This is a genomic window from Planktothrix paucivesiculata PCC 9631 (assembly GCF_900009265.2).
In the GTDB taxonomy this organism is placed as follows: domain Bacteria; phylum Cyanobacteriota; class Cyanobacteriia; order Cyanobacteriales; family Microcoleaceae; genus Planktothrix; species Planktothrix paucivesiculata.
Genome location: NZ_LR735009.1, coordinates 159,301 through 169,944, shown reverse-complemented (window position 1 = coordinate 169,944; position 10,644 = coordinate 159,301). Strand labels below are relative to the sequence as shown.

General features: G+C 40.7%; 13 protein-coding genes. 8 read left to right on the top strand and 5 right to left on the bottom strand.

What is annotated here, in order from left to right:
• Positions 1 to 44 precede the first annotated feature (44 nt).
• Positions 45 to 1,127, bottom strand: coding sequence for an IS630 family transposase (locus tag PL9631_RS09050; protein ID WP_083616166.1), 1,083 nt, complete (start codon positions 1,125 to 1,127; stop codon positions 45 to 47).
• Positions 1,128 to 1,311: 184 nt separating this feature from the next.
• Here PL9631_RS09050 and PL9631_RS09045 point away from each other — a divergent pair, with 184 nt between their 5' ends.
• From PL9631_RS09045 to PL9631_RS26060, 5 genes are all read left to right on the top strand, one after another.
• Positions 1,312 to 1,662 (top strand): ADP-ribosylglycohydrolase family protein, encoded by a 351-nt coding sequence (locus tag PL9631_RS09045; protein ID WP_083619169.1) that lies wholly within the window; start codon positions 1,312 to 1,314, stop codon positions 1,660 to 1,662.
• Positions 1,663 to 1,693: 31 nt separating this feature from the next.
• Positions 1,694 to 2,257: a nicotinate-nucleotide adenylyltransferase gene (locus tag PL9631_RS09040; protein WP_083619167.1), complete on the top strand. Its 564-nt coding sequence runs from the start codon at positions 1,694 to 1,696 to the stop codon at positions 2,255 to 2,257.
• Positions 2,250 to 2,963, top strand: coding sequence for an NUDIX hydrolase (locus PL9631_RS09035; RefSeq protein ID WP_083619165.1), 714 nt, complete (start codon positions 2,250 to 2,252; stop codon positions 2,961 to 2,963). Before PL9631_RS09040 ends, PL9631_RS09035 begins: the two co-directional genes overlap by 8 nt.
• 67 nt (positions 2,964 to 3,030) lie before the next feature.
• Positions 3,031 to 4,425 carry an IctB family putative bicarbonate transporter gene (locus tag PL9631_RS09030; RefSeq protein WP_083619163.1) on the top strand — a complete coding sequence of 465 codons (1,395 nt, stop codon included), beginning with the start codon at positions 3,031 to 3,033 and terminating at the stop codon, positions 4,423 to 4,425.
• 469 nt (positions 4,426 to 4,894) lie between these two features.
• Entirely contained in the window at positions 4,895 to 5,071 is a 177-nt protein-coding gene (locus tag PL9631_RS26060; RefSeq protein ID WP_197046303.1) for a hypothetical protein, read from the top strand.
• A gap of 62 nt (positions 5,072 to 5,133) precedes the next feature.
• Here the strand turns inward: PL9631_RS26060 and PL9631_RS09020 are convergent, their stop codons facing one another.
• Positions 5,134 to 6,048 carry a cation diffusion facilitator family transporter gene (locus PL9631_RS09020; RefSeq protein WP_083619160.1) on the bottom strand — a complete coding sequence of 305 codons (915 nt, stop codon included), beginning with the start codon at positions 6,046 to 6,048 and terminating at the stop codon, positions 5,134 to 5,136.
• A 176-nt stretch (positions 6,049 to 6,224) separates the two neighbouring features.
• Here PL9631_RS09020 and PL9631_RS09015 point away from each other — a divergent pair, with 176 nt between their 5' ends.
• Positions 6,225 to 6,587: a hypothetical protein gene (locus PL9631_RS09015; RefSeq protein WP_083619157.1), complete on the top strand. Its 363-nt coding sequence runs from the start codon at positions 6,225 to 6,227 to the stop codon at positions 6,585 to 6,587.
• Between the two features lie 130 nt (positions 6,588 to 6,717).
• Entirely contained in the window at positions 6,718 to 7,119 is a 402-nt protein-coding gene (locus PL9631_RS09010; protein ID WP_083619155.1) for a hypothetical protein, read from the top strand.
• Between the two features lie 384 nt (positions 7,120 to 7,503).
• Here the strand turns inward: PL9631_RS09010 and PL9631_RS09005 are convergent, their stop codons facing one another.
• The 3 genes from PL9631_RS09005 to rbfA form a co-directional block, all read right to left on the bottom strand.
• On the bottom strand, positions 7,504 to 7,728 hold the full coding sequence (locus PL9631_RS09005) for a DUF4327 family protein (RefSeq protein WP_083619151.1): 225 nt from the start codon (positions 7,726 to 7,728) through the stop codon (positions 7,504 to 7,506).
• A 254-nt stretch (positions 7,729 to 7,982) separates the two neighbouring features.
• The gene (locus tag PL9631_RS09000; RefSeq protein WP_083619149.1) at positions 7,983 to 9,569 is read right to left on the bottom strand and encodes a glycoside hydrolase family 3 N-terminal domain-containing protein; all 1,587 of its coding nucleotides are present in this window, start codon (positions 9,567 to 9,569) and stop codon (positions 7,983 to 7,985) included.
• Between the two features lie 177 nt (positions 9,570 to 9,746).
• A complete protein-coding gene (gene rbfA / locus PL9631_RS08995) occupies positions 9,747 to 10,130 on the bottom strand; it encodes a 30S ribosome-binding factor RbfA (RefSeq protein ID WP_083619148.1) in 384 nt (127 codons plus the stop codon).
• 144 nt (positions 10,131 to 10,274) lie between these two features.
• On the opposite strand from rbfA, the gene sipA reads away from it, so the two are divergent.
• The gene (sipA, locus tag PL9631_RS08990) at positions 10,275 to 10,496 is read left to right on the top strand and encodes a regulatory protein SipA (protein ID WP_083619147.1); all 222 of its coding nucleotides are present in this window, start codon (positions 10,275 to 10,277) and stop codon (positions 10,494 to 10,496) included.
• The last annotated feature ends 148 nt before the right edge of the window (positions 10,497 to 10,644 follow it).

Sequence of the window (10,644 nt, the reverse complement as noted above, 5' to 3'; positions counted from 1 at the left end):
TAAGTAGGTGGTCATAAATAAAGTCAATAATAGAAAAAGATTGTTTAGGATAATTCTTGAGAGTTACTCAGGGAATTAAATCGCAAGCGATCGCAGGTACAATCATTTCTTTCGTTTCTATCTTCAATGGCTTGAATCACAGCTTGGCTCAAATCATATTCATCTTCAAACATTCTTCCCGCCAGTTCATGAGTTTTTAATTGATGCCATTCTGGTTCGATTTCATTCAATTCAGGGCTATAAGCAGACAGGAAGAAAAATTCTAATTTTTTGTCTTGCCACTCCCTTTCTTTTTCTTGTATTTTTTGACTTTTATGGACACTGTAGTTATCTTGAATCAGTACGGTAATTTGTCGAGTATTTTGAAAATGCTTTTCAGCTTTTTCCGCTTGCCAATCTATAAATTTTATGTAATTCTCACTTGTAATTCCTGACAAACTTAAACCGTACTCAAAACTTTTTCCTTTTTCTAATACTCCAATTACATTCAATCTTTTTCCTCGCTTTTTCGTCTGGTTTATTTGTTTCTGCTTCCCCTTTTTTACATAGGTGTAACTCACAGGACTCCATAAACAAAAACCTGCCTCATCTAAATATTTTAATCTGACCAAACCCTCTTCTTCATAACGCTTTAACGTCTCCAAATCTCTTTTCTTGCTCGCTGTTTTTTCGGGATTCTGTTTTTTCTTTAAACTGGCTTTTGTTCTTTTCCAGCGCCAGTCTTTTTTTTTTAAGATTTTTCTAATTCTTTCTGCGCTTAGTGCGATCGCTCTCTCTCGCAGAAGTTTTTCCGACAGTTGACGGCTATTATAAGTTCTTTCATCTGACTCTATACAAGTTTCTAAATATTCTATATCTTCTTCTTTCCACCTCCGTTTTCTTCCCGAACGAGGAGCATCAAATAATCCTTCTTTTTCTTGATTTATCCATCGAGTTATTGTTTTTCTTACCATGGCTTCTGAACACCTTAAAGTCTGGGCTATTTTTGAGACCATCCATCCTCCATCACTAAACATTAATATATCTATTCTCTGCCTTGTTCTTTTCGGAACTTTCTCTTGCTGATACAGAGTTAGTAGCTCTTGTTTTTCTTCTTCTGTTAGTTGAATTCTTAACCTCAGTGGCATGACTATTCCTCTGATATTTCTTCATTTCTTATTTTAACTCTATTTATGACCACCTACTTAACAATTTTGAGAGTATTTGCATAAGCTTTATCACTAAACCCAAAATTTTTTAGAAGTCTTATCAAGCGGACATTTCAGCAAAATCCAATGATATCATAAAACAACGTATTACGGCAGGTGACAGATGACAATAATAAAAGTCTTTTGGTGTAGGATTTGGTTATATGCTAGTTGCTATAGTAAGCATTTCAGACGATGTTACTTTCAAGGGGTCTTAGGACTGAAAAACGCGATCGCAACGCCACCCCTACCACTTAATACATTGTGGTGTTTGTTAACGACATCCTCATACTCAGAAGCTGTTCTCAAAGCTGTTAATTTAGGAGAAGATACCGACACAACAGCCGCAGTCACAGGAGGTTTAGCTGGAATTTATTATGGGTTTAACACTATTCCTTCAGAATGGGTTGAACAAATAGCCCGAAAAGATGATATTATTGCCTTAGCTGATCGATTAAAACAAACAATTGAGTGATTATCTAAGATAATATTAACTCTGATTAAAAATGACTCAAATCGCCCTCTTTGGAACCAGTGCAGATCCTCCCACTTCAGGACATCAAGCGATTCTGCTTTGGTTGTCTCAACGATTTGATAAAGTCGTGGTTTGGGCATCGGATAATCCCTTTAAAACCCACCAAACTTTATTAGAACATCGAATGGCGATGCTATCATTATTAATCGAGGAAATCAACGCCCCTAAAAAAAATATTGCTTTGCATCCCGAACTTAGTAGTCGCCGAACCTTAGAAACTTTAAAAAGGGCTAAAAACTATTGGTCTGATGCGGACTATACTTTAGTAGTTGGTTCGGATTTAGTTCAACAAATTCCCCAGTGGTATCAGATAGAAACCCTATTAAAACAGGTAGAATTATTAATTATCCCGCGACCGGGTTATCCGGTGATAGAAACGGACTTAGAAAACCTCAAAAAATTAGCCGCGACCTTAACTATTGCCACCATAACGGGTTTACCAGTTTCCTCTAGTCACTATCGTCAAACAGGAAATATAGAAGTTTTAACGACCCCGGTACAAGATTATATTAACCGAGAAAAATTATATGAATAAAAATTTGATCTTAGAAGATTTTAAAGTGGGTGTTGATAATGTGATTTTTTCGGTTGATACCGGACAAAATCGCCTATTAGTTTTATTGGTCAAACGTAAAGAAGAACCCTTTATCGAGACTTGGAGTTTACCCGGAACTTTAGTTAAAAAAGGAGAATCTTTAGAAGATGCAGCCTATAGAATTTTAGCGGAAAAAATTCGGGTTAAAAATTTATATTTAGAACAATTATATACCTTTGGGGGGCCAGAACGTGACCCCAGAGAAGCCCCAGATTCCTATAATATTCGTTACTTATCCGTAAGTTATTTTGCGATCGTTCGGTTTAAAGAAGCGGAATTAATTACCGATAGAGTAACCGGAATTGCTTGGTATCCCATTGATAAAATTCCTAATTTAGCCTTTGATCATAATCAAATTTTAGACTATGGTTATCGTCGATTAAAAAACAAATTAGAATATAGTCCTGTGGCTTTTGAGGTTTTACCGGAATTATTTACATTAGGGGATTTATACCAATTTTATACTACTATTTTAGGAGAAGGATTTTCCGATTATTCTAATTTTAGAACCCGGTTACTCAAGTTAGGATTTCTCTATGATACCGGGGTAAAAACATCCCGAGGGGCGGGTAGACCCGCAAGTTTATATCGATTTGATGCGGAAGCTTTTGCCCCCTTAAAAGATAAACCCTTAGTGTTTGTTTGAATTTAACCTTGAACTAAGCTATACTAACACCTGAGTTTTTACCCCGACGATCGCCCCATTAAAGCCCATGACCACCCTCAACACGATTTGGCAACAATTTACCCTACAAAATCTATTACTCTACCAATGGCGCAATAGTAGTTTTCTCTACCAGGTGACGGGATTTTTACACCAATGGCGACAGGGGAGTTGGTTATTGCAGTGGGGGGAACCCTTGGGGGCATTATTAATCACTATTGTATTTTGTTTAGCTCCTTTTGTGGGAACGGCATTAATCGGGGTCTTATTAATCGCTTGTGCCGGATGGTGGCTATTATTAACCCTAACGGATGAACCCTCACAAACTGCATTTACTCCCATACATTTAATCGTTTTATTATATTGGGGAATTTCCACCGTTGCCACGGCTTTATCTCTGGTTCAAATAGCAGCTTTTAGTGGCTGGACGAAATTAACTCTCTATTTAATTTTATTCGCTTTAATGGCTAGGATCTTGCGTTCGCCTAAAATTCGCTCGATTTTTATTACCCTATTTTTACACACGGCTTTATTCGTGAGTGTCTATGGTTTAAGACAATGGTTTTATGGGGCAAAAGCCTTAGCGACTTGGGTTGACCCCACCTCTGCCCAATCTAACTTAACCCGGGTTTATAGTTATTTAGATAACCCGAATTTATTAGCCGCCTATTTATTACCCGCAGTCAGTTTAAGTTTGGCTGCATTCTTTGTTTGGAAAGGCATTTTACCCAAGGCTTTAGCATTAACCATGATCGTTGTTAATTCATCCTGTTTAGTCTTAACTTTTAGTCGAGGAGGATGGATTGGATTAGTGCTATTAATGTTTACTTTTTCAGTCTTACTATTATATTGGTTAAGTATTAGTTTTCCTCCCTTTTGGCGACAGTGGGCTTTACCCTTGGGATTAGCAGGATTAACCCTTTTTCTCGTCTTAGCAGTGGTATTTGTTCCCCCTGTGCGCGATCGCGTGGCGAGTATGTTTGTGGGACGGGGAGATAGTAGTAATAACTTTAGAATTAATGTTTGGATGGCAGTCATTGAAATGATTAAAGATCGTCCGATCTTAGGAATTGGCCCGGGAAACGTAGCTTTTAATCGGATTTATCCCCGTTATATGCAGCCTCGTTATACGGCTTTGAGTGCCTATTCTGTAATTTTAGAAGTGGCAGTTGAAACCGGAATTGTCGGTTTAAGTTGTTTTCTCTGGTTATTAACCGTAACCTTTAATCAAGGATGGGTGCAACTAAAACAACTCCGACAGTTAGGAAATTCCCAGGGATTTTGGTTAATTGCAGCCATTTCTACCCTAGTGGGAATGATGGGCCATGGTTTCGTTGATACGGTTTTATATCGTCCCCAAGTCAATACTCTATGGTGGTTAATGATTGCTTTAATTGCCAGCTATTATCAACCCAAACCTCGGATTTTAGCAGATCAAGTTTAAAAGAATAATCCATCAATTCAGCCATTAGATTCGTTTATACAGTGTCTGGGCTGAGGTATTCACGGGACACAGGGACAACCCCTGAGCAAAGAGGCTGTAATATTTAAAGCCCTGGACGTCCGCAAATTTACCATTGTAGAGAAACAGCGATCGCGAAAAATCCCAGTAATTTCCCTTAGAAGCTCTTCCATTTTAAAAAAAAACCTGTATTATGTGTAAGATGAACAATGAGAAATTATAAACTTGCCTTAACTGCTCAGGAAAGTCGTGTTTTCTTCGGGGTATAGAAACCAAAAATCCGCAACGGAATGACTGAAACTGAGTTAAAACTGTTGCGGTGAAAACTGGGATAGTTTAATCTCTATTCGGGTTTAATGGCTAACATACTATTAAGGAACATTTCTGAGATTAGGGTCTGTTTGTTCTCAATTTCGTCATCCACCTACTTTCAATTTTCTTGAGATCTCCTATGAAAAACTTAGCCCTAGTATTTACAGGTTTAGCCATAGCTTCTTCCTGTTTATTAACTGGTTGTGGCGGAGCTCCCACCACCGAAACAACTCCTCCTCCAGCGGCTCCTGCCACCGCTACCCCGGCTCCCGCTACCCCGGCCCCGGCAGCTACCCCCGCTCCTGCGGCCAAATAAAGAAAATGCTTTTACAGGGTTAAAATTGATTTCCTCTCCTAAGTCATGGGAGAGGAAATTTTTTATGATTCATAGGTAATTTGCTCGGATTTATATTGGGGCGGTTCGACATGAATTAAAATTCTGACGGGGCTAAATTCTTGTCCTAATGCCGCTTCTACTGCTTCTGTAATACTGTGCGCCGTTTCCACATCCGTCGCTTCAACAATTAAGTGCATTTCAATAAAAACCTGTCGTCCAATCATTCCACGGGAGGCGATATCATGACAGTTTACGACGCCTGGAACAGACATGACAATCTCTTTAATAGTTTCCGGTGCAATTACCATTTGATCCACTAACCAAGGCAAATTTTCCTTTAATACACTCCACCCACTTTTAAACACTAATAAGGCCACAGGAAAGGCTAAAATCACATCTAAATATTGCAGTTTTGGTAAATTCCACACGGTTCCTTGCCAAATTCCAATTAATCCGGCAATCACCATAATTGTCACCCAAACATCACTCATTGTATGTTTAGCATCTGCTATTAAAATCGCACTACCTAAACGCTTCCCAGCCGCCCGTTCATAATAAGCCACAAAAATATTAATTCCTAAAACAATTAATAATATCCATAATTCATTAGGGGAAATTGTCACCGGTTCACCGCCTTGAAATAGGCGTTTTATAGCTCCACTGAAAATTTCAAAACAGGCAATTCCCAAAAAAACACCAATCCCTAATGCTCCCAAAGCATCAAATTTTTGATGTCCATAGGGATGTTCGCGATCGGGATTGGGAGAGGCAAAATGATTAGTAACTAACCCCAAAACATTATTAGCACTATCAGTAACACTATGCAGAGCATCGGCCAGTAAGCTCAAAGAACCTGTCATGTTGCCTACAATCACTTTAATCATCATTACTAACAGATTTAAACCCAGTGTTAGTAACAAAACCCATTGAATTTTTGCTCGATTATCCTGAACCATAAAATTTTTCCTATTAAGTTTTGATGGTGATCAAAAAGTGTTTTTAATATATCACTCTATTTAGTTAATCCAACTATTGAGATTAATTTTCACTAAAAATACAAAAGTTGATTTGGGTTAATTTGACGGTAAAATTAGATTAAAGGATTTCAATTATTGTTTTAAATCAGTCTTTTATGTCTATTCCTCCACTCACGATTAATTTAACCCAAGGTTCGGTTTCCCTGCGTTTTACCCCCGAAGCGGCTCAGAATTTAAAAGGGGTACTGGATGAATTAATGCAAAAACTCAAAACCGTCGCGGCAAAAAACGCCCCAGGAGGGGCAGGGGGTAAACCTACGCCTCAAAAACCGATGGAATATCAATATACCGGAGATATTTTTTTAGAGGTTTTCTGTAATCCTAATATTTGGCCGAGTCCCTTTGCCGCCAAAGTCTTAATTACTGTCCGGGATGAACGGATTAAACTGACCACGGAAGCCGAACTCACCCGGATTATTGAGGACGTGAATCAATACCTCGACCAAGTTCGGGAATAAGCTGTTAGAATGTACGGGAAAAATCGGTCTACTTGGCGGGTTAGCCGACTAATTCCCAAAGAAGCCCACCACAAGCTGATTTCAACCCAGCTTGTATTGTAGTTGCTACTAGAAAAATTTCTTAACGATTATGAATGCTGAACAATTAACCGACTTATTCCATCAGGGATTTCGAGTTACCCTGGGAGCAACATCTTCCCTAATCGAGCTTCTACAAAATCCTTACAAACGCAATGAGAATCTGGGAAAAATTCAGTCGCAGTTTAGCGAATTAACTGAAGAATGGGCGGAAAAAGGAAAAATGACCGAACAGGAAGCTCGAAATTTTGTGGATACAATTCTTTCCCAACGTTCTCCCAATATTAATACAGACACGGCAACAATAGTAACAACTTCAGCTTCCGTTGTTACCTCCAGTGTCCCCTTTGGTTCAGACCCAGAACCCGTGAAGGAAATTAAAGAACTCACAACCCAAATTGCCGAGTTACGAGAGGAATTAAAACGCCTGCGGGACTCCCATGCTTCTGAATAATTAGGGCGATAAATCCTGCTTCCACAACTCTACTGATCAGCACCAGTATTGACATGAATTGGGCTCAAAACTGTGGAGCGGATTTATCGTGATTAGTATATTAAATGATATCAAATTGCAGAACCCATCTCAATATTGTTTAACTTCATGTTGCAATTGATAACGCATCGCACGCACTTAAATTTTTACTTTATTCTTGACTTTGGAATCTCAGACGTCGCACAACTCTCCTTTAAGTTAGAAAGATCCACTCAAGGATAGTTGGATCGAGTCCGTGAATTCACCTGAATCGGCAGGGAAACTCATTTTCGACCCTAGGAGTCAATACAAAACAGACTTATAATGTTTGAAAGATTTTGTGTGTTTTCAAATTTAATCGGGATTTTAGTCGTTATCCCAGGTTTCATGGCCAATTAGGTCGCCAATTCGGTCTCGGAGTAAGAAGTCGCATTCTTCCAACTCACACTCTACACAGGCCCATTCCCGCGCGGGAATATATTGGCAGAGTGTATAGATGGGTTGCTGACGGCTAACAACCCCTTTACTAACGAGTTGACGGGCTTCGTCTTTGATCACATCTAATGAAAACTGGACAGTTGTGTAAGTCATAATTCGCCCTCTTTGGCGTTGCCGGAGAAGTTTTTGGCATCACACCTAGTGTAATCTAAAAATTGATTTTAGGAAATATTTTTTTTCAGTATAGGCCAATACAAACAGCCAGGGTTTTCCGATAACAATATGCAAAGTCACTGGACACAAGCCACCGATGTAGGTTAAGCATCAGGGAATGGGTAATGGGTAATGGGTAATGGGTAATGGGTAATGGGTAATGGGTAATGGGTAATATGATTATTAAATTGTAATTAAATTCCCCAAAGGACTTTCAAGGCAATCTCCTGGGCCGCCGGAGTCTGACCATAGGAGAAAACATAGGGAGTTTTAGGGAGAATTTGGGGTAAAAACTGTTCTAGGGTGTAGGGACTCCCGTAAATCACCAAAGCTTGTAAACTATCCTGCTTCAATAGAATACTTAACCAATTTTGAGCAATTTCTGTTAATCCCGAACTATCGCGGAAGGCATTAGCTCGAATAAAAATTTGCAGTAATGTGGGTTCAGAAGACTGCTCAAGATCAGAAAATTCTTGATAATGACAATCAATCATTTGTAAACGATAGCCTAACTGGGTTGGACGGGCGATCGCCGGAGTATGATTTCCTAAAATAGAACAATTGAGCAAATCATCCACAATTACTAAATTACGGCAAGGTTGGGGTGGGTTCGGAATCTGTAACGGTAAAGTTCCTCCCTGTTTGAGAGAATCCCGTAAAATAGTTTGAACCAGAGATCCAGACGCAGGTTGAGATAGAGAATAAAATAATTTCTGGGGATCATGACTGGGGGGACAATAGGCGGCATCTGGTTGCCAGTCGGGGAATACCTTCGCCTTAGCCTTCCTAATGCGCTGTACAGAGGCTGCAATCCGTTCGCGCGAAATCCGACCCTCTGTTACCGCAGCACAGACCGCATCAATCGTGACTTGGGGATCAAGAGGCATTAATAAAACATCAGCCCCGGCTTCCACGGCTAAAATTGCGGCTTCTTCGGGAGTATAAAGTTTTGCGATCGCCCCCATCACCAAAGCATCCGTCACCACTAACCCCTGAAAACCCAAGCGTTGCCTTAACTGTTGCTGAACAATCACCGGGGATAAAGTAGCGGGATTTTTACTATCCCAAGCCGGGATCAATAAATGGGCCATCATCACCGAATCCACACCCGCAGCAATACTCGCCACAAACGGAGGTAATTCGACTTCAGCTAAACGTTGATCACTATGGGGAATAACAGGTAATTCCAAATGGGAATCAATCGCCGTATCTCCATGACCCGGGAAATGTTTAGCCGTAGTTAACACCGGATAACCCTGACATCCCCGAATAAAAGCCGTGGCCAAGTGACTAACCCGTTCTGGAGTTTCCCCAAAAGAACGAACATTAATTACCGGGTTTTTAGGATTATTATTCACATCAACCACCGGAGCCAAAACCCAATTTAAGCCCAGGGTCAAAGCTTCTTGAGCCGTAATTGCCCCTATTTTTTCCGCATAAAATTCCGCTTGTGATCGGGATTGATCAGCTAATGCACCAATAGCCATCAAGGGCGGAAACCAAGTCGCCCCCGCAAAGCGCTGACCGACCCCTTCCTCCACATCTGCCGCCACCAACAGGGGAAATTTAGCCCAAGATTGCAATAACTGAGTCCTAATCGCCAACTCCGCCGCACTGCCATCCACCAGAATCACCCCACCCACACCCAAGTCATGTAACCAATGTTCCAAGCGCTGTGCAGGCGGTTCCCAAAGGGAGTAACGAATTTGATGATCAAACAAAAAACCAGAGGCACGAACCACAACCATCTGGGCAACTTGTTCAGCGAGAGAAAGAGTCATATTACAAATTACGAATTACGAATTACGAATTACGAATGGGTAATGAATGGGTTTTGGGTAATGGGTTTTGGGTAATGGGTAATGGGTAATACTTCGACTTCGCTCAGTAACAGGGTAATGGGTAATAGGTAATGGAAAGAGTTTACCTCCCCTGCTCCCCCTGCTCCCCCTGCTCCCCTACTCCTCCTCCCCCTCCCCATCCGGTTTCCGGTTCTGGGAGAGTTCGTTTAATAGAATTAACATTTTGTCTCCGCGCTCCAAGGAACGATCTTCTAAAAAAACCACTTCAGGAGTTCGACGCAAACGGACACGCTGACCAAGAGAAGAACGAACATAACCCGTTGCCGATTTTAAGCCTTCCATGGTTTCTCGTCTGGCTTCTTCGGTTCCATAAATACTGACAAAAATTTTGGCGTGTTGGAGGTCGCCAGAAACATCGACATCGGTAATACTCACCATTCCGATTCCAACCCGGTCATCTTTGATCCCATCCAGTAATATCTGGCTGACCTCCCGCTTAATTTGTGCGGCCACCCGGGAAACTCGGCGATCTGTAGCCATAATTACTACCCCCTCAAACGGTCTTGTTCTTCTATAGTCTCAAGTTTAGCGTGGTTATTTCTCTTTTTGGCGACAAAATCCCGATGAATCAAGGGACAAAGCCTCGTGATATCTTACAGAAAAAGTTAATTATTAGGGTGGTTAATGGAAAAAAAGTTTGAAATCCGGCAAAAAGTCAGGGTAATAGCGATTCCTCCATATCTGAAAACAGCAGAACCCATGCCAATTTTACGTCCATCCAACCTGATTAATATTGGTGAAGTTGGGATTGTAATTGATAGGCGACCCGGTGGATATTGGGGGGTTTTATTCCAAAAAGGAGCCTTTTTAATCGATAGCCAGTATATTGAATCGCTGAAATCCTGAATATATTTTAGAGCCACAAACAAAAGTGATGCCACCCATTAATTAAAAAGATGGCATCACCGGGATCAAAGCGTGATTTTCAGACTCACACCCTTACCACAAACCACGGACTGGGGGTGGGGGTGGTGCCAGTGGTGGGGGTGGGGGT

Excerpts from the sequence above, each read along its gene's own strand:
- PL9631_RS09035 (WP_083619165.1), top strand. The coding sequence starts at position 2,250 with ATGAATAAAAATTTGATCTTAGAAGATTTTAAAGTGGGTGTTGATAAT.
- PL9631_RS09015 (WP_083619157.1), top strand. The coding sequence starts at position 6,225 with ATGTCTATTCCTCCACTCACGATTAATTTAACCCAAGGTTCGGTTTCC.
- PL9631_RS09030 (WP_083619163.1), top strand. The coding sequence starts at position 3,031 with ATGACCACCCTCAACACGATTTGGCAACAATTTACCCTACAAAATCTA.
- PL9631_RS09045 (WP_083619169.1), top strand. The coding sequence starts at position 1,312 with ATGACAATAATAAAAGTCTTTTGGTGTAGGATTTGGTTATATGCTAGT.
- PL9631_RS09020 (WP_083619160.1), bottom strand. The coding sequence starts at position 6,048 with ATGGTTCAGGATAATCGAGCAAAAATTCAATGGGTTTTGTTACTAACA.
- PL9631_RS09000 (WP_083619149.1), bottom strand. The coding sequence starts at position 9,569 with ATGACTCTTTCTCTCGCTGAACAAGTTGCCCAGATGGTTGTGGTTCGT.
- PL9631_RS09050 (WP_083616166.1), bottom strand. The coding sequence starts at position 1,127 with ATGCCACTGAGGTTAAGAATTCAACTAACAGAAGAAGAAAAACAAGAG.
- PL9631_RS09010 (WP_083619155.1), top strand. The coding sequence starts at position 6,718 with ATGAATGCTGAACAATTAACCGACTTATTCCATCAGGGATTTCGAGTT.
- PL9631_RS09005 (WP_083619151.1), bottom strand. The coding sequence starts at position 7,728 with ATGACTTACACAACTGTCCAGTTTTCATTAGATGTGATCAAAGACGAA.
- PL9631_RS09040 (WP_083619167.1), top strand. The coding sequence starts at position 1,694 with ATGACTCAAATCGCCCTCTTTGGAACCAGTGCAGATCCTCCCACTTCA.
- rbfA (WP_083619148.1), bottom strand. The coding sequence starts at position 10,130 with ATGGCTACAGATCGCCGAGTTTCCCGGGTGGCCGCACAAATTAAGCGG.
- sipA (WP_083619147.1), top strand. The coding sequence starts at position 10,275 with ATGGAAAAAAAGTTTGAAATCCGGCAAAAAGTCAGGGTAATAGCGATT.
- PL9631_RS26060 (WP_197046303.1), top strand. The coding sequence starts at position 4,895 with ATGAAAAACTTAGCCCTAGTATTTACAGGTTTAGCCATAGCTTCTTCC.